13 protein-coding genes are annotated in these 23,780 nt (G+C 53.4%); 3 read left to right on the top strand and 10 right to left on the bottom strand.

What is annotated here, in order from left to right; all coding sequences use genetic code 11:
- Positions 1-107 precede the first annotated feature (107 nt).
- Both AN477_RS07380 and AN477_RS07375 read right to left on the bottom strand, forming a co-directional pair.
- A complete protein-coding gene (locus tag AN477_RS07380) occupies positions 108-1,682 on the bottom strand; it encodes an APC family permease (protein WP_054968520.1) in 1,575 nt (524 codons plus the stop codon).
- Between the two features lie 411 nt (positions 1,683-2,093).
- The gene (locus tag AN477_RS07375) at positions 2,094-3,056 is read right to left on the bottom strand and encodes an ABC transporter substrate-binding protein (RefSeq protein WP_054968519.1); all 963 of its coding nucleotides are present in this window, start codon (positions 3,054-3,056) and stop codon (positions 2,094-2,096) included.
- Positions 3,057-3,740: 684 nt separating this feature from the next.
- Here AN477_RS07375 and AN477_RS07370 point away from each other — a divergent pair.
- From AN477_RS07370 to AN477_RS07360, 3 genes are all read left to right on the top strand, one after another.
- Positions 3,741-4,406 (top strand): hypothetical protein, encoded by a 666-nt coding sequence (locus AN477_RS07370; protein ID WP_054968518.1) that lies wholly within the window; start codon positions 3,741-3,743, stop codon positions 4,404-4,406.
- Positions 4,407-5,327: 921 nt separating this feature from the next.
- On the top strand, positions 5,328-9,563 hold the full coding sequence (locus AN477_RS07365; protein ID WP_054968517.1) for a DEAD/DEAH box helicase: 4,236 nt from the start codon (positions 5,328-5,330) through the stop codon (positions 9,561-9,563).
- A 19-nt stretch (positions 9,564-9,582) separates the two neighbouring features.
- Entirely contained in the window at positions 9,583-10,176 is a 594-nt protein-coding gene (locus tag AN477_RS07360) for a plasmid pRiA4b ORF-3 family protein (RefSeq protein ID WP_054968516.1), read from the top strand.
- Between the two features lie 399 nt (positions 10,177-10,575).
- Here AN477_RS07360 and AN477_RS07355 read toward each other — a convergent pair whose 3' ends face one another.
- The 8 genes from AN477_RS07355 to AN477_RS07320 form a co-directional block, all read right to left on the bottom strand.
- Positions 10,576-11,766, bottom strand: coding sequence for a PfkB family carbohydrate kinase (locus tag AN477_RS07355; RefSeq protein ID WP_083486049.1), 1,191 nt, complete (start codon positions 11,764-11,766; stop codon positions 10,576-10,578).
- 103 nt (positions 11,767-11,869) lie between these two features.
- The gene (locus AN477_RS07350) at positions 11,870-14,242 is read right to left on the bottom strand and encodes an alpha-galactosidase (protein ID WP_054968515.1); all 2,373 of its coding nucleotides are present in this window, start codon (positions 14,240-14,242) and stop codon (positions 11,870-11,872) included.
- A 70-nt stretch (positions 14,243-14,312) separates the two neighbouring features.
- Entirely contained in the window at positions 14,313-16,730 is a 2,418-nt protein-coding gene (locus tag AN477_RS07345) for a glycoside hydrolase family 2 protein (protein WP_054968514.1), read from the bottom strand.
- Between the two features lie 52 nt (positions 16,731-16,782).
- Positions 16,783-17,796, bottom strand: coding sequence for a LacI family DNA-binding transcriptional regulator (locus AN477_RS07340; RefSeq protein ID WP_054968584.1), 1,014 nt, complete (start codon positions 17,794-17,796; stop codon positions 16,783-16,785).
- Between the two features lie 119 nt (positions 17,797-17,915).
- Entirely contained in the window at positions 17,916-18,755 is an 840-nt protein-coding gene (locus AN477_RS07335) for a carbohydrate ABC transporter permease (protein WP_054968513.1), read from the bottom strand.
- The gene (locus AN477_RS07330) at positions 18,755-19,669 is read right to left on the bottom strand and encodes a carbohydrate ABC transporter permease (protein ID WP_083486047.1); all 915 of its coding nucleotides are present in this window, start codon (positions 19,667-19,669) and stop codon (positions 18,755-18,757) included. The genes AN477_RS07335 and AN477_RS07330 overlap by 1 nt, the downstream gene beginning before the upstream one ends.
- Before the next feature lie 106 nt (positions 19,670-19,775).
- Positions 19,776-21,149 carry an ABC transporter substrate-binding protein gene (locus AN477_RS07325; protein WP_054968512.1) on the bottom strand — a complete coding sequence of 458 codons (1,374 nt, stop codon included), beginning with the start codon at positions 21,147-21,149 and terminating at the stop codon, positions 19,776-19,778.
- Positions 21,150-21,505: 356 nt separating this feature from the next.
- Positions 21,506-23,548: a beta-galactosidase gene (locus tag AN477_RS07320; RefSeq protein ID WP_054968511.1), complete on the bottom strand. Its 2,043-nt coding sequence runs from the start codon at positions 23,546-23,548 to the stop codon at positions 21,506-21,508.
- Positions 23,549-23,780 lie beyond the last annotated feature (232 nt).

Below are 23,780 nucleotides of genomic sequence, written 5' to 3'. Positions count from 1 at the left end.
CTGCCTGGCCGTCGTTCGCTCCTTCTATCCTTCCCCTGTAGCTAGGCCCTTGTCAACCTCCGTCCATGGCAGGCTTCTGCCAACCGGCGTCCATCTCCGTAGCTAGGTCAACCCTCGTCCATCTCCTCGTTTTCCCTCCGAATCTCCTCGACGTTGCCGACCTTCCGCATGTACCAAACACCGCTCTGCACGCCTATGAAATAGAGAATCAACGAGGCGATGGCCACGATGATGGACATGTACGGTTCTGGTATCAGCTCGGCTCCACCAAAATTACCCAGACCAGCGAGCAGCAAGACTACAAACAAGTAGATGACCATCCAGATGCCGCCTCTGATTTCTGGTCCTTTCTCTTTGTTGAATACATAGGTAATCAAGTAGAGAATAAGACCCAGCACCAGAACCCAAATGGTGAACTGAAGCTCCGACCATTTATCCCAGTAGATGATGAGGCTGCCGACGACAAAGGCCAGCGGTGCGATCACGTTCATCCCCCTGATCCGGTATTTGTCGCTGATTCCTACCTTCCGAAACACCATCACCGATACGGCACCGGCCGAGAACGTATAGACAGCAAGCGCACTGGTCAGCGCGATGATGCTGTGCCAACTCTTCAGCGGCACGAGATACAGCAGGCCGACGATAAAATTCAGAATGAGCGCCCGTGTCGGAACCCCAAACTTCGGATGAATCTTCGCGAAATAACGCGGGAAAAAGCGATTTTTGGCGAGCCCGTATACGTTTCTTGCGTTACCAGCGGTGTATGAAAAGCTCGATCCGGACGGTGACACCATCGCATCCACCATCAAAATCCAGTAGAGCCAGGTGAGGTTGAGGGAGAAAGCGAGATCGGCAAAGGGAGAATTAAAACTGACGCCCTGCCAGCCGTGGATTAGGTCCTTGGTCGGGACCGCCCCCATAAACGCGATTTCAAGAAGGATATAAAGCACGATAGCGATCACGATCGTCGCCACAATGGCCATTGGCACATTTCTGCGGGGATTCACGGCCTCTGCGGAAAGATCGATGGAGTTCCGGAACCCAGTGTATGCAAACACGATACCCGCCGTTGCAATCGCTGACAGGCCGCTGCCCCAGCCGTACGGTGCGAATCCTCCGTGACCGCTGAAGTTAGACGGGTGAAAACCGGCAACGAGAAGTGTGACAATCGTGATCACCGGGACCACGAACTTGATGCCTGTAACGACGTTGTTGACCTTCGCAAACACATTGACGCCAAAGTAGTTAACGAGGACAAAAATGAGCATGAGGACAATCGCAACGGCAATCCCGCGTCCAGTAAGAGTATTCCCGTTATACAGCCCGGGCCAAAAGCGACTCGCGTACTGCACGACCCCCGATGCTTCCGTTGGCGGATTGGCGACAAACCCCAGCCATATGGCGAATCCAATCAGCGAACCGACCATCGAGCCGTTGGTCAATTTGGGATACCTTACAAGCCCCCCTGCCTCAGGCTTTGCCATGCCTAGTTCAGCAAAGACGAGGCCGACGAGCAACATGGCGATACCGCCCACAATCCAAGTGATGATAGACTCCGGCCCAGCCGCCTTCGCGGCGTACATGGCACCGAACAACCATCCAGAACCAATGACTCCGCCAAGCGAAGCAGCAGTTAGTGACCAGAAACCAAGCCGACGTTTCAGCAGGCGATCTTCATTCAAGCTCCGATTCCCTCCTGTACAGATAGACTTGCTGAAGCATTTCGGTGGGGGCGTGTTGGGAGCTCTTGCTGCTGCCAACCCACGGTGCACCACGGCAGGTCGGCAGGGCCACATGGACATGATGCCGGAACAAATGATGGCACATGGCACATGGCACATGGCGCATTGCACATGGCAACTGGCACATCACACCGGATCACCACTTTGGGCACACCACCGCGGTACGCCGAACGTGGTACACCCAACACCTCCCCGGACTTGCCCAGCATAAAGAAAGGGGACGATCTCCGCCCCCGTCTTTAACTCTATGTGTTTGCTGGCTTGGATATGATGTCGCTTACATCGAACCACCGGGGCAGGATTGTTGACACTCTCGCCGCTGGCCAGACTGCGACCGGACCGGTGCTGCATCTATTGCCCGCTCAACCCAAGACTGGACTGAGGCGATGACAGTCCGCCCAACCACGATCCATCTGCCCTCCTCACGGGTGCGTACTCTTCTGGACGTTTCAAATCGAGATCGACGATAGAGGTTGGGTGCAAAATCCCGACCAGCTGTTCCAATCCGTCAACGAGGCGCTGTGATGGGCGGCAGAACAGGCCCTCCGATAAAATGAGCAGTTGATGCTTGGTAAACGGAACCGTATCTTGCCATACTGCCGGACGAGACAAGATTTTCTTGATGGGCACTTTGTGCTGTGGGATGCCCGTCCAGACTGCCAGAAACCAGTCTGGGTTCGCGTCGCAAACGAGGGTGCCGTCGTCCTGGACGGAATCGTGATCAAGATCGGCAAAAATGTTGCGGGCACCTGCCGCCTGACTGAGCTCCGTCAACCAATTGCGGCCGCCAGGCGAAAAGACCGGTTTCGCCCACCATTCCCAGTACAGCTTAGGCTGCTCATAGTCCGGAATATTCTGGTTCGTCCAAGCGCGCACTCGTTCTACTCGCTGTTCCAGCTGGTGCACGATCCGCTCCGCCTCCCCACCCGCCAACACATCGTCGGGCACGTGCGCAGCCAGGGTACGGAGGTCAGCATAGATATCTGCAAAACTGCGCGGCGAAAGGATGACTTGTCTCAGGCCGGCATGTTCCACCGCTTCCACAACCTTCTCCATGCCGGGGACGGAGAGGGATGAGACAACGAGATCGGGTTGGAGATGGTTGAGGGCGTCGATGTCGATGTTGAGATCGGGTCCGAGTTTCGGCAGGTCAGCCACTACGTCCTGTGGATAGTCAGAGTAGCTGTCCACCCCGACGAGGCACCCCTGCAACCCAAGTGCACAGATGAGTTCCGTATTGCTGGGGCAAAGTGAGGCGATGCGAAAGGATGGGAGATGGTTGGACTTGAGACCCTGATCCGTGTCTGATCGCACGATATGCACACCTCTCTTGTTCTACATTGGAAATGGATTTGAAACCGGCTTGCTCCGTGGGGGGCATGCGGCGACAGAGGACATTCTGTCCTCTGTTTTGATTCAATGAAAGGCAAGCAGGTCTACTTCAGGTTCATCATCGTTTCCCAGAGTAATCATCGTGTCTTAGGTTCATCATCGTTTCTTGGGCAAATCATCGTGTCTTAGGTTCATCATCGTTTTGCGCGTGTAACCGGTCCAATCCGTTCACCTTTCAGTGGAGTTCACCTTTCAGTGGATTCCGCCTCTCTGGTCTGACCCGAAGGGGGCTGCAGGCCAAATGGGGGCGGATGCGCAATAGGGCGGCACACTGAATAGGGCCAGATGACGAATGAGACTGCACGCGAAATAGGGCAAGTGCCGAATGAGGCTGCACGCGGAATAGGGCAAGATGCCGAATGAGGCTGCACGCGGAATAGGGCAAGATGCCGAATCGGTGCAACTTATTTGCTTTCATCATACATCTTCTTCTAGACATCATCGCAGTACGGAGGCTAGTCAAGTAGGATATTAGTGCTGGTATAACATATCTCGCACGGCGAGCTGAACCCAAGCATCAGAAGCCGTCCCACTAGAAACCATCGCACCGCTCATCCACAAGAAAGCTGAGTCGGCTGTATCAAACTTACTTGCGAGGGGATACGCATGACTTTTACTAAGGAGTATCGAGCATTTGTTGAGAGCCATCTTACACGACGTAGCGGACCGTCACGCCAACGGCTGGCCGAGGGTCTCGGACATGCTGAAAAAATGTTCCTTGAAAAAGTTTGGTGGCCAATGTTTCATCAATTTGAAAATTTACACCCTGAATATGAAGTTCGCGACTACAGAGAGGGGTACAGGTACATCGATTTTGCTTATATCGAGCCCTATTTTCGAGTGGCGATGGAAATTGACGGAATCGGACCTCACTGGAAGAACATTAATAAGTGGCAGTTTACCGAACATAATTTTCGGCAGAACTCTCTCGCTATTGATGGATGGTACATTCTACGCTTTACTTACGACGCTATCGATGAGCATCCTATTATTTGCCAGCAAACCATTCAGCAGTTGCTGGGCCGTTGGCAGTCTAGCAGCATCTCATTGGGGGATCTGACGGTAGAGGAGCGTGAAGTGGCACGCTCGGCACTTCGAGCCAGTTCCCCAATTACCCCTGCAGAGGTTGCTCTATTGTTGAACACATCACCTAAAACAGCCCGTTGGGTTCTTCATAGGATGGTACAAAAGCGTTGGTTAGTGCCTTCAAGTGGTAAAGTACGCTACACCTCATATCAACTCCACCCTTCTCGCTCAAACATGCGATTGTAAATCCAAAGGAAGCACAGGGGCCTAACTAACAGTTCCGTGAAGTGTCAATGCCACTAGGGTCGTTGTCCATCCAACAACGACCTTTATGTTCACTATCTCCGCCATATACCCATATGGGTATAAAAATTTAAGGGCAAGTTTTTCCCCAGTAGGCAGTTATCCAGAAACTGCGCTCGAAAGAACGAACATAACTTCCCTTGTGGCGTGAATCCCACCTGATTTAGACCGAATCGGAGGGTATAGAGGAAATTCTGTTCGTTCGTTGACGCCGAGATCTGATTTTCCGTCGATCAACGAACATTTCTTCCCTTGTAGCGCCAAGGTGCCATCAAGGTGCCATCAAGGTGCCATCAAGGTGCCATCAAGGTAGGCAAAGTAGCGCCAAGGTGGCATAAAGGTAGCCTCAAGAGACGCAAATCGACGCCCGCACCCCATGGCTTAAACACGCACTCCCTTCACATCCACCTTATCGTTCCGACGTAAGAACCTGTCAGGCGTGTGGTACTCCGTTCATCTCCACATTGAAAGTCTTAACTTGCCTTCAAGTGGTATCCGTTAATCGTTGTATCCTTTTACCTCCCATAAATAGGTCGCCTTTTGTCCATGAGGGTCCTCCCGTATTGCCATTTCCCACTTGGCTGCCTCCCCCTTTCCTTCCACTGTGTCCATTCAACTCCCCTTGCCCGTAGTCTCTTAGTCCGGCACAATAGACGTAGCTGTAGTCAGTTTGACTGTTGGGGGTAGTCCCTGGCGTAATCGAGATTCGTGGCCCGAGTGAGACCCTGGCCTCCGCGACTCAAATGGAGTGTCGCGCCTACCGTGATCCTACCGTGATCCTACCGTGATCCTGCCCCGGCCGCGCGAACGAATCCACCCCCACTACCGCAGCTGACTCATCACTGTCAGGAGGAATCACATCCTGTGCCGAAAGAAACCCTAGTTACCCGCAGCCAAATTCGCGAGTTTTGCGGGACAAATTACTATAGTCGCGGTAAGCGATATTACGAAGAGGGACGCGTGCTCTCCGTCCGCCAAGACGAGACCGATCCTGCGCAATGGACCGCCCTCGTCCGTGGAAAGCGCGTCTATGAGGTCAATCTGACCATCAACGAGTATCATCTTGAAGGTGATTGCAACTGCCCTATTTTTGATCCGTGGGATGCTTGCAAGCACGTCGCCGCAGCCCTGATGGCCATTGGAGATTTGACGAAATCCGGCAACTATTCCCGGCCAGATCTCGCGCGATCCGTTACAGAGCCATCCAGCCCTTTAACAGGTCGATCCGATGCCGCGCCATCCGACCATTTTGCTGGTCAATCGGGTATGGTGCCCACCGATCACCCATCCGATCGACCCGATGCTGCCGCAGCCACAATTGCACACGATGCAGCCACAGCTGCCACCGATACCCGAAACGATACGGTGCAACCAGATCCACCCAACTTTTCATCATCCACACGGCTGCTAGACCTGTTTCGACGGTCGGAAGCTGCCGCAGCGTTGTCGAACGACCTTTGGGCTGTCGATCTCGACGACACCCTGCCCACAGTTCCTGCCTCCAGTTGGCCCACTGGTAACAATGCGAGCTCTGGCATGAGCATGAGCGCAAATCTGGACCGCGCCACAGCTTCTGCCCTGGACCGCAACACAGCTTCTGCCCTGGACCGCAACACAGCTTCTGCCCCGGGCCGCAACACGGCACCAGCCCCAGGCAGTACCAGCAGCACTGCCCAGTCCGCCCGGCCGCTCCGCTCCGCAACGATTGATAGTCGAGAGCTCCTAAGCGTCGAGTTTTTCTGTGCCCCGCACGTAGGCGGATTTGCGGCGAGTGAGCACATCCAGATCGAGATGAAGATTGGCCCACAGAAGACATACGTCGTCAAGAAAATCCGGGATTTTCTACTAGCTGTCGAAGAGAACCGCCCTTTCTACTTCACGCCAAGGTTCTCCTACGGTCCCGACCAGTATCGCTTCCGCCCCGAGGACCTTCGGGTTATTCGAGTGCTGTGTGAAGTGATGCACGAAGAGGCGCTCTATCGAAGCATGATGGGAAACTATTCATACACCTACCGCGGCAATGAGAGAGCGCTGTTCATCTCTCCAATTGTCTGGCGATCACTCCACCCTTTGCTCCTCCAAAGTGACACGACCGTCGTTGGTAAGGGTGGTAACACTGTCGGGCCCATCCATGTCACGGTAGAAACACCTGATGTAAACATGCAGATTGTGAAACACGGTGAAGGACACTACGGTCTCGAAGTGAGCGGACTGGACGACATGGTTCCGTTGCCGTCCTATGGGTGTGTCGTATCCGGATCGACCTTTCATCTGATGGATCCGGTGGTCCTCCGCCAGTTTGTCGAAACACAAAAGGTGCTGGAGTCGCAGCGCATGATGGAAGCCGATCGCGTGCTGAAACTCGAACGGAGACTCGGTCGGCAGCGGGCACTTGAGCTCCTGCGCAGCGAAGACGCGCACCCTCTTGACGACGAGGAGGCGAGTAAGACAAGCGGGTTCTCCTCCGAGACCAAGCACACTGAAATCCCTATCGCGGAAGATGCTCTTCAGCCGTTTATGAACGAGGTTTTACCAGGGCTCAGGAGAATCGGACAAGTTGAGGTGGACGCGAGCATTCGGGACCGCGTCATTGAAGCCCCGTTACACGCCAAGTTATATCTCGATCGATACACAAATCAGGCACCATACTGGGACGAAGACGTCCTAACTGGTCGTCTTGTGTTTACCTACGAGGACAGCATCGTCGATCCGTTCAACCGCCAGGATGCTGATGATAATGAGTTTGACGACGACCGTTTTGGGACCGTTGACGGCCTGGGAGATAACCGTTTTGGAAGCTCCAACAGCCAGTTGGGCGACGACGGATTCGGGAACTTTACCCATTCCGACGGCGGCCAACTTGCCGATGCCTATGCGACCGAATCCGGCGCCCTCATCTACAGTGGATCAGATACCGATACGCGCCAAATCATCGTGCGCGACCTGATAAAGGAAACGCAAATCGTCAGGTTCCTCTATCAATCCGGATTCGACGTGGTGGACGGCGAGCTTATTCTCTCTGGCGAGGACTATATCTATGAATTCGTATACGAGCGCTTGCCTGAATTGGAACAGTGGGTGGAAGTGTTCGCAACCAGTTCGGTTGACGGGTGGATCCGACCAGCGGCTGTGAGACCGAAAAGTCGGATCGAGATCGACACAAAGACAAACTGGCTGGAAGTCTCGTTTGACATTGGGGACCTGTCCGCGGACGAAGTCATGCATGTGCTGCAGTCGATGATCGAGCGTAAGAAGTACCATCGGCTGGAAAGTGGTGCATTCGTCTCACTGCAGACCGAAGGTTTCTCTGAACTGCAGAGGGTTGTCAGCGAGTTAGGACTCAAGCCGTCCGACTTGAAGAAGGCCGTGAAGTCGCGCAAAGAGGCAGCGGTTGACGATCCGCAGCGTGGCGCGGCACCACAATCCGGTGCATCGCAGGACAACGCCGGCGGCACCGCAGAGTCTGGTGGACAGACTCTGGATTTGCGTATTCCGTCGATCCGCGCGTTGCCACTCATCGAGGGCCACGACGGGATGAGCCATGTGAAGTTCGGCCGAGCCTTGCGCCGCTGGTTGGACAACCTCCGAAACCCGGACAATATTGACGTCGACCTTCCGACTGGTCTTCGAGCCACTCTGCGCGAGTATCAAAAGTTTGGCTTTCAGTGGATGAAGACGCTCGCCCAGTACGGGTTTGGCGGAATTCTCGCAGACGATATGGGTCTTGGGAAGACCATCCAGACCATCGCATTCCTATTATCAGAGCGGGAAGGGACTCGAACTGGGGACGATCCGGTGGCGGGCCCGGCTCAAGGCGACCTGATGACAGGCCGAGCCGGGGCTGGGAAAGCCGCAGCCGCGATTACCTCAGGCGCCCCGGTTCTCATCGTCTGTCCCGCGTCACTCACGTATAATTGGAAGAGTGAGATCGAGAAATTTGCACCTGGGCTACATGCTGTCATCGTCACTGGCGATAAAGCCGAGCGTGAGGCAATCGTCGCTGCGGCGGGCCACAATCATGGCAACGAACACCCGGACGTCATCATCACGTCGTATCCGCTGTTGTGGCGAGATATCGACATGTATCGCGATGTTAGGTTCAGTACCCTCATCCTCGATGAGGCACAAGCCATCAAAAACCACACGACGCAGACCGCGCAGGCCGTGGGAGAGATTCAGAGTGTGCATCGATTTGCGCTCACAGGTACGCCTGTCGAGAACTCCCTTGATGACCTTTGGTCCATTTTCCGGGCTGTCTTCCCTGATTTGCTCGGAAGCCGTAAATCCTTCTCCAACCTGCCGCCAGAGTTGGTTGCCCGTCATGTACGGCCGTTTATCCTCAGGCGCCTGAAACGGGATGTGTTGACGGAGTTGCCGGACAAAATTGAGACCTTACAGACAGCAGAGCTGACGAAAGAGCAAAAGGCGGCATACATGGCGTACCTAGCTCAACTCCAAAAGGAGACAATCCAGGGCCTCGAAACACAAGGGTTTCAAAAGGGTCGCTTTCAGATATTGGCGGGGCTCACGAGGCTTCGACAGATCTGCTGCCATCCATCTCTGTGCATCGACAATTTCCGGGGAAATTCCGGGAAACTCGATCAACTGCTGGAACTTGTCGAAGAGTACCGACTTGCTAATCAGCGGATACTCATCTTTTCGCAGTTTACGTCGATGCTTGCCATCATTCAGCAGGAATTACAGGAACGCGGGTTTGACCTCTTCTATTTGGATGGCCAAACACCCGCCAAGGATCGTCTCGAGTTATGCGACCGCTTCAACCAAGGCGCGGTTCCCATCTTCCTGATCTCGCTGAAGGCCGGTGGCACTGGCCTCAACCTGACAGGAGCCGACACGGTCATTCTCTACGATTTGTGGTGGAACCCGGCGGTCGAGGAGCAGGCTGCGGATAGGGCCCATCGGATCGGCCAAAAGAACACGGTCCAAGTCATTCGCATGGTCACCCAAGGTACGATTGAAGAAAAGATGTACCAGTTGCAACAAAAAAAGCGCGATCTCATCGACTCCGTCGTCCAGGCAAACGACGAAGGCCTAAGCGCGCTGACAGAGGACGACATCCGCAGTATCCTCAGCATCTGATTGAGTAGGAGGCTAACCCATGCCGCAGAAGAAAGAACCTGACTTACTGTACACGTTCTACGTCGAACTGTTTGACGTCAAGCCGGTGGTTTGGCGCCGGTTCAGCGTTCCAGGCAAGCTCACTTTCCAAGAACTGCACCAGGTGATTCAGGTTGTCATGGGCTGGGAGAGCGCACACCTGTATCGCTTCCGCTATGGGCCGCTTGAGATCTCACGCCCCGACTTGGACGACTTCTTCACGGCCGATCCGGTCCATCTCGACGCCCGCTCCGAAACCTTGGAAGCCCTTCTCGTGGAACAGAACGATCTATTGACCTACCACTATGACTTTGGCGACGACTGGATTCACTTGTTGCGCATTGAGTCTATTTCAGCCATTGGGGGGGCGATATCCGGGGCGATCCGATGCCAAGAAGGCGCCCGCGCCTGCCCTCCCGAAGACATCGGCGGCCCCTACGGCTACGAGGTCCACGTAAAGGCCTTGGCTGATGTGGATGATCCCGGTCACGATGACGCGGTTGCTTCGTGTGGCGACGAATTCGACCCTGAGGCATTTGATCTTAATCACATCAATCAGGAATTGGCCGCGCGCTTTCGCAAACGCAAGAAGTAGGTCAGGTCAAGGGGGTAGGTCAGTTCAGTTCGAGGGGTGCGTCAGGTCAGTTCGAGACGTAGGACATTTAAGGGAAACATTGTCCGTTATTCGGTTGTTTCCCCTCATTTGCGCTGTCACAGCGAGCATTTTGTTCGTTGATGGCCGGCAGTCACAGAAAAATAGCCGGGAAAGACGCCATAAGGGAAATTTGTGGCGTTATGTTATCGCCACCCCCGGCAAAACAGCCCATAAGGGAAAATCCGGGCGTTAACCTCCGCTTGGTTCGTCGACGACGAAGTTTGGTAAGGGAAGAAAACGGCTTTATCGAGCCCTCAAGGCCCTTTCGGTATCTTAATAGGCTTCGTTCAATCGTTGATAAGATGGGGCCGCCAAATGGCGGCCCTTCCAATCTAGTAATTAATAATCTTCGTTCAGCGGAAGGTGGTGCTGCATATATTCAAAAACCTCACGCTTCGTGGGAAGTGCAGGTATCCCACCGCGCTTAGTGGTTGTCAACGCGCCGCTGGTGTTGGCAAAACGGATCGCCTGCTGGAGCCTCTCTTCAGTGATTCCACCTAGCATGTTTCGACCTAGCATGTTTCGACCTAGCATGTTTCGACCCGGCGTACTTCGACCTAACACGCTTGGATTCAGCATGTTTCGATTGAACTTGCCTTGAGCAGTCGTCTCGTCTGACACTGGTACCGGGCCCGATGCAGAGATGCCTGCGACGCCGTGGGCTCTTCCTGGTCTCTCCAACTCATCCAATGCATCGAGCAACTCCGAGACAAACGCACCCACAAAGGCATCTCCAGCACCCGTTGTGTCGATGGCATGCACTGCATACGAGGGAACGGATCCGCTTCCGCATGCAGCCGAGTAATAACATCCCTCTGCTCCTAAAGTAACCAGCGTGATCGCGCACTGATGATAGCGCCGGAGGACCTCGATCCCATCTTCAATTCCCGTCTCTCCTGTCAGGAATCTCAATTCCTCATCAGAAACCTTCAGAACATCAGCGTATTGCATTGCACCTAATATGACCTCTTTTGCTGCCTCCTGATCCTTCCAAAGTGACAAACGCAAATTGGGGTCATAGCTAATGATTGCCCCCGCGTTCCGTGCCGCTCGAACCGAAGCAAGCGTCGCTGTTCGTGAAGGGTCCGCGGTCATTGAGACGGATCCAAAATGGAATAACTTCGTTTGTGACAACAGTTCAGGATCGACATCATCAGGCTCCAGCATGACATCGGCACTCGGGTTGCGGTAGAAGCTAAAAGAGCGCTCACCGGATGTATCCAGGTGTACAAATGCAAGTGTAGTCGGATAAGCATTCGTCGAAAGCAGCCCGCTCACGTCGACTCCGCGGCTCTCCAGAGTCTCACGCAGGAACCTCCCAAACGCGTCCTCGCCAACTTTTCCTATGAAAGCTGCCCGTTTGCCCATCTGAGCAGCCGCAACAGCAACGTTTGCCGGTGCGCCGCCGGGATTCTGCTCGAAGCATGGCCGAGCCGACCCGTTATTGCCAACGTCGCTCGTCTTCGGCAGACTCCCCGACACGGGGGTAAAATCAATCAACAGCTCACCAATCGCAACTACGTCAAACATACGTTTTCTCCTTACCTCGCATCCTTCGGGCTGTGGGCCTGCATGTGCTCCGGCCCGGCCCATTCCACGCAATCCATTTTACGCCGTCCAAAACACCAACAGGTCATTCCACGACCGCTTTAAACCGTATGATGGCACTCGCGTAGTCCCCACGCAAGAGAAGCCGGAAACCCATCCGAGCCCACGCCAACCCTGACCGCGGCGCAAGGTCCCACATGCCGTAGAAGCGTTGCTCATCTGCCGTATGGACATCAAGCACCTCGAGTGTATAAACCATGTTATCGTCGAGGCCGACAGGACGAATGACAGGTGTCGGATCACCATATTGTGTTCCGCGACCAAGCACAAAAACAACTGCCTCGGTTCCTTTCTGGTCTGCGTATTCGACCGCTGACCATGCACCCGCATCTCCTGATGCAACCCCATATCCGCCACCGTATCCCGCACCAATGCCACCTGTGTCAGCCCCGGATACCGTGCCAAACGTCGGCGACAACAAACGATACAATTCGCCGTCTGTGACAAGGTGTCGAATGGTCTTGTAAAGCTCCACCCGTTTGGCGGCTTCCTCGCGTTCCTCCGTCGTCCACTGTGAGATGTCCGCACCGATTCCGAGGGCGCCCATCATGGCACTGTGAAAGCGGAACACGAGCGGCACCTTTCGATGATTCATGAACTGCGGCGAATCCGTCACCCAAGCCCGCATGGTGGACGCAGGATAGGCATAGCTGAAACCCTCCTGAATGCGCAACCTGTCATAGGCGTCCGTGTTGTCGCTTGTCCAGAACTGGGAGGCGAATTGGAGCATCGCGAGATCGACACGACCGCCTCCTCCACTGCATGACTCAAACACAACGTTCGGATGTCGGGTGTGAAGTCGTCCCAAAATTTCATACAAACCCTCGACGTGCCGCGTCCAGACTTCAGGTTGCATGTCTGGTGCCAGCGTGGCAGACCCAGGCTCTGTCAGAGGTCGATTCATATCCCATTTCACAAAAGCAATTGAGTGGCGCGAGAGCAGCTCGTCGAGGAGCCCGAAAATGTGATCTCGTACAGCCTGATTCGAGTAGTCGAGGACTGCCTGATGTCGAGCCAGCGTCCTGTCTCGATCCGGGAAGTGCAATACCCAGTCCGGATGCGCCCTGTACAGATCACTGTCTGGGTTCACCATCTCCGGCTCCACCCAGATGCCAAATTTCATACCAAGGCCTTGCACGTGGCGAATCAACGGATCGAGCCCGTCTGGAAACTTTTCCGGGTTGACCGTCCAGTCTCCAAGGCCGGCAGTGTCCGAATTGCGCCGACCGAACCAGCCGTCATCCACGACAAACAATTCAACGCCGAGGTCAGCCGCAATCTCGGCAAGTTTCATCTGATCCGGTTCGTTGACATCGAAGTACGTCGCTTCCCAGGAATTGTACAACACCGGTGTCGGGCGTTCCTTTGTCCCAAATTCCTCTTGAATCCGATGCGCCAACCTGTGCATCTCCCGACTCGCACCGCCAAACCCGTCATTCGTGTACCCCGCATAAAAATGCGGTGAAGCCACTTTTTCCCTTGGGCCAAGTACACTCACAAAGTCAAAGTCGTTTAAGCCGCCAGACACAGACAACTGATTGTGGGTGTTGCGCTCAAATGCGATTTTCCAGTTCCCGCTCCATGCAAGAGCTCCAAACCAAACGTCGCCAGACTCCTCATTCGCGTTCCCGCTGTCAAGCATGAAAAGCGGGTTCGTTTGATGGCTGGTATGTCCCTTGCGGCTCTCAATCACCTGCTTGCCGTAAGATAGGAACGAACGCTGCAGTTGGAACTCCCGCCCCCAGTCTCCGTAGACGGTCGTGGTGCGGTATGCCGGCAGGATGGGCAAGCTCCAGACCGCTGACGACAAATGGGTAACTTGCACGATATCCTGAGACACGTTTGTTACTTCTACCCAGCGGGCGATTACGTCCTGCTCGTCCCGCGTTTCGTAGTGGAGTTTGATGTCGAGGCCTTTCGGATCGGAGAAGCAAAGGGTCAATCGATGCGTATCCTTCATAGCTGCCACTTCAGCACGCTCAAACTTCCATGCCACGTCCCGCGTTCCGTCTGAAAATGTTACCCTCAGAGACGGCTCCTGGTACATGCGGCCGTGCCACGGCCGGTACTCATGCGGCCAGATGAGCGGCGCGTAGTCAAAACTGCTCCGTTCAGGAAACGTAATGTGTTGTATGTAATCCTCATCGCGCGGCAACGTCGGCCCCCAGTATAGGTGAACCAATTGTGAGGCCGATCCGGTGGACATCGGTGAGCCGTTGGCGACCGCAATACAATACGCGGACGACTTGGTCTCAAGGACCCACGTCCGGTGCTGGCCTCGGTCGCTATCCGAGATGTTGCTTGCGGCTCCCGTACTCTGCTGGCCCTGCGGGTCACCATTGTCGGCCCTGCTTGCGACCCCGGTACTCATCTGGCGATCGTATATTTCACGAATCATGCTGTCCCTCCTGTCAACCTCGCTGGAATCTCGATTGTGTCCGTCGTGATGTGACCTTGGTAACAGCCCCTCACAGTCGTGGCGATGTATCCAGTGTGGTCCGAATTACTGTCTCTGCACTTTCTACCCCAAAAGCGGAGGCAATAACACGAATCGTCCCCGGAACCATACCCGCGCGAACGAAGATACCCATTCGCCCGCCTTCCATTGCCACTGGGTTTTCGCCGACTAGCTCGCCCGGGCCGTCACAAATGAACGTAACTGCCCGATTTCCATACGGGGAACGCGTTCCGTTCTGGTCCACAAGTTCCACGATGACCTGAGTCATGTCACTTCCGTCCGCCACAAGTTCCACATCGTCTGCCCGCAACTTCAAACGCGTGCCACCCTGAGGAGTTTGCAAACGGGTCTGTGCAACCTGTTGCCCATCCTTATATCCAGTGATGTCCACCCCGCCGCAGACCTGATAACCGTGAACGGAGAAAACAAACGGCGGATGAGGAAGGTTTGGGAAGGTGTCTCTGTCCGGCAGCAATCGACCAAGCGAATGTCCATTTAGGTGTACCTCGATTTCATCGCAGTTGCTGAACACATAGACGGGCATACGGTACTTGGCTGAAGCCAGTTCCTGTTCCATCGCCGTAATATCGATGAGTTCCCGCAACATCACATCGTGTGGGGCACTTGCAAACGTAAAGTAACTTGCTGCGTTAAGCACGATCCGCTCCTCTGCCGGCTGCTGCGACGCATAGAACCAGGCCGCAAATTTAGGTTGCCGGAACATATCCATAACACCGTGGTAGCAAACCATATCGCCGGGTCCAAACTGACTGTGCGTATTGTAGTCGAATGCACACCAACCTGAAGCCCCCATCAAGTCATCGCGACCATAGAGACTGTTCACAATTCTTGCGTGATTGAGTGCGTGTTCAACCAACCTCGGTTCCGGATCAAACGGGGCGGTTGGATACATATGCCCCATGTACTCCGTGATGAGCTGCGGCGTATGCACGGTCGGCATCAGGTCCATTGAGAAGTCGTTGAGGGTAAATACATCTTCTAAAAACTCGCTCGTCCTGAAGTTGCGGACGCCGCCAGTGGGCCGCATCGGATCGAGAGACTTTGCCAATTCATTCGTTGCGATATAAAAATCGTGATCATCTCGCGACTCGTTGATGCGCACGCCCCACATAAAAATGGATGGATGATTTCGGTCTCTTGTGATCAGCGATGTCAGGTCATCAAGCGCTTGATTTTGCCAAGCCTCGTCGCCGATGTGCTGCCAGCCGGGGAGTTCAGTGAAAACGAGCACCCCAAGCTCATCGCAGGCATCCAGAAAACTTTGGTCCTGCGGGTAATGGGATGTGCGAACATAATTCAGACCGAGTTCGTGTTTTAAGACGTATGCGTCCCGGCGTTGCAACCGCTTGGGGGCAGCTCCCCCCACATACGGAAACGACTGATGCCGGTTTAATCCACGCAACTTGACCACCCTGCCGTTAAGCAACAGTCCATCCGCGTGAGGTGTGGCCGTGCGGACCCCGAACCGAAATGCAGCATCGTCAAACACTTCCCCGCTGTCAGACACAAGACGAGCGGTCACCTGGTACAACTGCGGATCATCGACGTCCCACAGATTTGCACCCGGGACAAAGAACTCCCATTCGGCCGTAGAGACGCCGCCTGCGGTCAGATCAACTTCATAAGTACTTTCAAACGGAGCACTAGTTTCTATAGGAGTACTAGTTTCTATAGGAGCACCCTTTTCAAGAGCGGCACTCTTGTCAAACGGAATATCCGATCCGAGTGCGCTGCCGAGGTCGAATGCAGCTTTGTCGATAGCCGCGCCATTTCGATGGTTCAACCGGATCGAGACAGTCCCCGTCCATGGATTTGCTGTCAGGTTGGCGACTTCTACCTGCGCACGAAGCCGCGCGCCCTCATCCGTCACTGCTTGTGTCGTAAGAAAAACGTCCTCTAGATAAACAGGATGATGCACCGCAATGTACACATTTCTGTACATCCCGCCAAACAGCATATAGTCGACGATCCCGCCCTCCGGTGGAACGTCCGTGCGACGGGTCGAATCGAGACGGATGGCGATCACGTTGTCCTTTCCCACCCTGACCGCATCTGTGATGTCAAGTGAGAACGAGGTGTATCCGCCCGCGTGCATCCCCAGGTGTTGTCCATTGACAAACACCTCAGCCACAGCCATCGCACCGTCGCACATGAGGACGATCCGCTGGCCAGCCGCACTCTCCGGCAGTGTAAAGTGCTTTCGATACCAACTGCAAAACTGGTAGGTTTCAACTGGGAAATCCTTGTGCGGGAGTAAGCGGTTCGGGGCAGGCAGGTGGATCGTTTCCCATTCGCCATCGTTTACATCCACATCTTTAAACCCTGGTTCGTCTTGTGCAATAAACTTCCATTGTTGATTGAAGTCATAGATCTGTCGCTGGCCTAGATATGGACGAATCACATCCACGCTGCACACTCCCTCTGTCTCTGCCTGGTGTATCAGTCAAGTGAAACTGTATCTATCTTGTGCGTACGCGTGTGCGGATGGATGCAACCGACTCCCGTACAACAAGCTCTGTCTTGTGCTCAACTCTGGCATCTTTTTTTACGGTGCCGTTCATCAACCCGTGCAGTAGTTCAAACATGGACCAACCGATGTCTCGTTTGGGAATGCGCACTGTCGTCAAAGATGGTGTCACCATCTGAGACAGTTCGATGTCGTCGATCCCGACGATCGACACGTCATCCGGCACACGCAGCCCGCTCTCCTGAATAGCACGCAGTGCGCCCACCGCCAGAAGATCATTGGATGCAGCCACGGCAGTAAAGTCGAGGCCAGCCAGCAAGCGGCGTTTCATTTGGTTATAGCCGTTTCGGAAGTTGTCCTGCCACTTTGGAATCAGTTGGAGCATCGACTCGTCGACCTTGAATCCATAGTCCTTCATGGCCTGTAAGTACCCGTGCAACCTCGGATTTTCCTGGCTGTCCGTCGCATCCATACCGAGAAACACGATTCGCTCATGACCATTTTGGACCAGGTATTCTACGCTCGTACGCATCGCCTTGGCGAGATCGACATGCACAGATGGAATCGGTGACTGGCTCTTCCAATCCCAAAGGACAACGGTTGGCAACGTCTGCATCACATTGTTTAACTGGCTCATGAGTTCAACCGGGGACATGACGATGAGGCCGTCATGCAGTCCTTGTTGAACCACATGCTCGTAGTCCCGGACTTCAAAGTTCGCGTTATAGAGTGAAAACGTGTAGCCACTGTGATACGCCGCTTCTTCAATGCCGAGCAAAACTTCACTGTAAAACGGGTTTGAGATATTGTGGGTAATACAGGAAATCTGCCGCAGTTTTTGCATACGCAGGCTCTGGGCGACCCGGTTTGGCACATAGTTGAGCGACTGGATCGCTTTCTCGACTCGCATCCGAACGTCCTCGGACACATAACCGTTGTTTAGCACTCGGGATACGGTCGACGACGAAACTCCTGCAAGTTCAGCAACATCTTTACGCGTGACCAAAACAACCACCCCTTGCAAGTGAGCTCTTTCCGCCTCTTACATTCCCGGGCCATATTGACTGCCTTTGTGTAAGCGGAACCAAGCTATGCGCTCCTTACGGAGCTGTTTATATCTCTTCATCAGCGGTAAAAGCCGCTCATGATGCCGGAAACGAATTGTTTGCGAAGCAAAAGGAAGATAACGAGCATCGGGATCGTCGCAATCGAAGCCCCAAGCATAATCATCCCATAATTTGGTGACGTTTGTGTACTCATCAAAGTGGATAAAGCCACAGGAATTGTGTATTTGGATGCATCGTCCAACACAATCAGCGGCCACAGCAAGTTCGTCCAGGAAGCAAGAAAGGTCAGAATGCCAAGTGAAGATAGAATGGGCCGCATCAAAGGCAGCACAATTCGCAGGAAAATCCGGCCCTCTCCGAGTCCGTCGATACGCGCCGCATCCAAGAGTTCGACTGGAAATGTCATAAAGGACTGCCGCATCAGGAACACACCAAATACGGTAACCAGTGCCGGCAGGATGACAGCCCACATCGTATTAATAAGGTGGAATTTGCTCATCAGAATGAACAGCGGGATCATCGTGACCTGCGGCGGGATCATCAGCGAGATGAGAAAAATGTTGAACATCGCTTTTGAGCCGCGAAAGCGATAGATAGCAAATGCGTATCCCGCAAGCGTCGCTAACAACACCGCGATGAGCGTTGCAATAATGGAAATCTCCAGGCTGTTTCCAACGGCCCGAAAGATGTTGATGCCGGAGTTCACCATCAGATCGTGAAAGTTTGCCCCCAACGAATGCCCAAACCCGAGGTAGGTACTTTGACCGAAGATCTGCTCGTTGTCCTGTGTGCTCGACACAAACATCCAGTAGATGGGGTAGACGGAAACGACAAAGCCAATTAATACAACCAGATGTAAAAAGAAATCGGACACCGTGAAACGGCGTTTTGCAGACATCAAATCTCACCCCCACGGGTCAACCGCATCTGGATGACAGAGAACACCGCAATGATGATGGCCAAGACATACGCAATGGCCGCGGCATACCCGAAATCAAACGTCTGGAATCCCATTTTGTACAAGTACAACACCGGTGTCAGCGTCGAGTTCGCGGGGCCCCCACCGGTGAGGATAAACGGTTCAGTGAATAGCTGCATCGTTCCAATCGTGGAGAGGACAGCCTCAAACAACAGAATCGGACGCAGTAACGGCAACGTCATGGAGAACCACTGCCGAATGGCACTTGCTCCATCCACCCGGGCGGCTTCATACACCTCAGAAGGCATCGACTGCATACCGCCCAGCAAAATGACAACGTTGTAACCTGTCCAGTGCCAGGTAATGGCCAACATAATGCTGACCTTGGCCGCGACCGCATTCCCCAGCCAATTCACACTCGGAATCCCGAACGTATTGAGGATATGGTTAATCAGTCCGTGATTATCAAGGATGAACGACCACGTCATAGAGTACGCTACGCTGTCAATCAAAATCGGCAGGAAGAAGCCCAACTGAAACAACGGTTTCCACCTTAAACGAGGTGAATTCAGCAACGTTGCAAACAGGGCCGCGAGTCCTATCATCACAGGGACCTGGATGATTAGGATGATGAAGGTGTTCGCGAGGGAGTGCCAAAATTGACCGTCAGAGAACAGTTTTGAGTATTGGAAGAGTCCTCTGAAGTGCAACGATCCAGCTGACCACTGAGAAAAGCTGATGACCAGCGAGTAGATAATCGGGAATACCAAAAACGCGAGAAAGATGACGAGGAACGGTGCGACAAACCAGTATGGGGTTGAGGCCGGATACAGAACGTTCCCTCTGTGCCTCCGACGCGCTGGGATTTGTTCCCGTTCAAGTGTAGATGACATGTCTGTCCAACCTCCCTCCTGATGTTTGTTGAAAGGGCCGCGTTCGCGGCCCCGGCGTGTTCACGCTGTTTGAATCAGGATTGGTCCACTGTGACCATACAGTCTGTCACTGGGATGAAATTTTGCGCCCTGTCTCCTGCGCCAACTTGTTTGCTGCGGAGCTGAGTCCCTGGGAGATGGAAGACTTATTGGTGAAGATTTGTCCCAGTGCCGTATCGACATAGTTCTCAGCCACCGTAAAGTCAGATGTGTGGTTGGCCGGAGTGATGTTCGGTACCTCATTGGATGCAATCTGAAATACCTTTTGTCCGCCAAAGAATGGTTGTGCCTGAGAAATCAGCGGAGAGTTCTTTAAATACGGCAGATACGATGGGTAAATTCCGTTTTTCATCGAGATATCGAGTGCCTGCGAGTTGGTCATACAGAACTGAGCAAATTCCTCCGCGGTTTTCGGATGCTGCGTGTGAGCGGAAATCATCAGGTTCGATCCGCCGGAGTTCGCCGCAGTGTTCCCGCCAGCCGACACGGCCGGCAGCGGCATCACTGCCCATTTCCCAGACTGGCTCGGGGCTGACCCTTCAATGGTACCTACGTACCAGATACCCATAATCGCAGAGGCAATTTGGTTGTTCACAAAAGCTTTAATGGTGTCATTCCAACCCGTTGCACTTGGCACGTGCATGAGGATGCCGGAATCCCACATCTTCTTCTCTATGCTGACTGCCGTCTGTGCAGCTGGCGTCGTCAGCGTGATATCGCCGCTCTGATTAAAGTAGTACGAGCCCTGCTCATTCATCAGCAGTTTAAACATACCGTCATTCGCGTAGGAGCCAGTGGTCATCTTGACCTTGCCGCCAAAGTGCTGCGTCAACTTCTGGCCGGCTGCAATGTAATCGTTCCAGGTCTTGATGCTGCTCGGATTAATGCCGGCTTGCTTAAACAGATCGGTACGGTAAAATACCAGCGCCGGACCGATATCCCAAGGAATGCCGTAGATCTTTCCGTTCATGGTCAGTGCTGGCCACTTAGCGGCAGCAAAATCGCTCTTCATCGGGGTCATGTAACTTGTCAAGTCCAAAAAGGAGTTCGGGAACTTCTTTAAGAAGCTGCCAGCTTGACTGGTCTCGACAATCATGACGTCTGGCACGTCTGCACCAGCAGCTAGCTCTGCATTGTACTTCGTGTACGTATTCGGCGGGCTGTCCACGGTGACGTTGTTAAAGCTCACATTTGGGTGAATCTTTTTGAATAACGCTTCGTCAGATACAAGTGTCCCCTCGGCGATATTCCACCCCATAACTTTGAGTGTGACCGGTTGGCTGGTAGGTCCTGAGTTTGAGTTTGCGGTGTTCGATGAACCTGAACCTCCTGATCCACCTGAGCTGCCGTTGGATCCTCCGGATCCGCAACCCGCAAGCAGAGCTGTGATACCTAGAACGCCAATTCCCGCAATACCGATTTTTTTGAACTTACTTTTCACACGAGCACCCCCAAGTAATCTGCTGTATCACACCGTGACACATGACCGCGATACATTTTTCGGTGAATGTGGACACGTGACCACATTCGGTACAGATTAAAAATGACTCGGCAAAACCAACCACTGTGCACTTCAGGACCACTTCCCGACTGTTCCGTGTCTGCGCATATCCCTGAATATCTAAGCTGTATGAAATAGAGAAAGCGTTTTCTCTTGATCCGTTTATATCATCTGGGTTATTGTTCGTCAATCACATTTTAATTTGAAAATTAAGAGGGCTGGAAATGGTGTGTCCACCCCAGCCCTCTGTCAACAGTATTTCGGAATCCCTAAAAATGCTGATTTAGCAAGGTTTGTCAAATGATTTTCAGCTGAATGATATAAACCCCATAAGGCTCAGCGACAAAGGATCCCTCTACGACCCTACCACTCAGTGCATCAGTTCCACGTCCAGCGAGCAGCGTGACAGCCTGCGGCTCACTGCTGTGATTGAGTACTGTGAGATAGGCCTGGCCGTCTTTTTCACGAAGTGTGGCTTCCACTTTTTCCGATGCTTGGATCAGACTTTGAATACTTGATTTTTCGCAAATTACCCGCAAGAAATCACGCAAAAATCTGTCATCTGGACTCGAAGCCACATAATAGGCAAAACCTTGACCAAATTGGTTCCGGGTTATGACGGGTTCACCACGATAGAAATCGTCGCCGTAAACGGCCAGAACTTCTGCTCCTTCAGAATGGATCCGATCGTACAGCATAAAACAATCGTAGGTGCCCTGAAACCGCCCATCCGCTTCCTGAACAACAATTTGATTGTGTTTGTTCGGGGGCAGCGCATCGATTTCCTCAGACCAGATACCGAGCACATCGCGCAGAGGGCCTGGATAGCCGCCGAGATGAACGAGATCGTGCTCATCCACAATACCGCTGAAAAACGTGGTGATAAACTTGCCGCCATTTTTCACGTAGGCCCTGATTTTCTCCGCATCCTGCTGCGTCACCATGTAAAGCACCGGTGCAATGACGATGTCATATTGGCTGAAGTCAGTTTCCTTTCCAATGACATCCACCGAAATATGCTCGTTGTACAAAGCCTCGTAGTACTTCGTGACTTCAGACACATACTTCAAGTCAACACTCGGTCCGCTTGAGTATTCCACCGCCCACCAATTAGCCCAGTCGAACAAAATACCGACGCTTGCCTTGGTACGGGCCTCGAGAAGCCGATCACCGAGTTGTTTCAACTCATGCCCGAGTTGCGCAGTTTCCTGAAACACCCTGGTGTCCTCGTGTCCAACATGTTCAATGACTGCACCGTGAAACTTCTCACATGCACCGCGAGAACGCCGCAATTGGAAGAACATCACCGTGTCCGCACCATGAGCAACCGCTTGATAACTTTGCAAGCGCATAACCCCGGGACGCTTTAAAGAATTGTACGGCTGCCAGTTTTGCTGGCTCGGTGTCTGCTCCATCAGCATGAAGGATTGGCCATGTTTGAGCCCGCGCATCAAATCGTGCCGGAAGGCCACTTGCGACGGCGGTGTGTCGTACGCCGGATAGTTATCCCAAGAGACAATGTCCATGTACTTCGCCCACTCGAAGTAATCCAGTGGTTTAAACGTACCCATCAGATTGGTCGTGATGGGGATATTTGGCGTGTGCTTGCGAATAGCGTCGTACTCCAGCCGGTAACAAGCCAAGATACTATCCGACATGAAGCGCGAGTAATCAAGCGAGATCCCCTGGAATGCCGTCCTTGTGGGTTGTGATTCGCTCATATGCTCACTGAGCAGGTTTGGAGGAACCACTTCATCCCAGTCGGTAAACGTATGCCCCCAGAAAGCAGTGTTCCAGACTTCGTTCAACCGATCAATTGTGTGATACCGGTTCTTTACCCAGACACGGAATTCCCTTGCACAGTTATCACAGTAACATGCACCGCCGTATTCGTTACTGATATGCCAAACTGCTAAAGCAGGATGGTCCTTATAGCGCTCGGCCAGTTTCTCAGCCAGTGCCACAGAGAACTTACGATACGTGGGACTGTTTGGGCAGGAATTGTGCCGCTGTCCAAAATTGTGCTTTCGGCCCGCGAAATCTACCCGCAAGATGTCCGGATACTTCTTTGCCATCCACGCCGGATGCGCAGCGGTCCCGGTTGCAAGACATGCGCGAATACCGTGGTTGTGGAGATGATTCAGCACCTCGTCCATCCACTCAAAGGTGTACGTTTCCTCGTTTGGTTGATGCTTGACCCAAGAGAATACACCCACGGTTGCGATATCAATATTCGCGAGTTCAAACATTCGGACGTCTTCATCCCACACGTCCCTCGGCCACTGTTCCGGGTTGTAATCGCCTCCATAGGCGATCTTCGACTGAACCAGTTTTGCCATTGATGCCCCCCCTGTACAAACGCAAGATGTCCAGATTTGGTGAACCTGGTGTGAAGCTAGTGTGAACCTGGTGTGAAGCGAAAGCATCGGAGATTTGCCAGACACAACACGGCGATACAGGCGATACAGGATGAAACATGAAACGGATACTCTGAAAGTTTGGCACTTGCCTGCGAATCCTGTCAATCTATTTGCAATTATCTATGTAAACAAAAAGGAATAAAGGAAGGCG

It is taken from the genome of Paenalicyclobacillus ferrooxydans (assembly GCF_001399675.1).
Lineage (GTDB): Bacteria > Bacillota > Bacilli > Alicyclobacillales > Alicyclobacillaceae > Alicyclobacillus_B > Alicyclobacillus_B ferrooxydans.
Note: the sequence above shows the minus strand (reverse complement) of the source record. Positions and strands in the feature narration are given on the sequence as shown.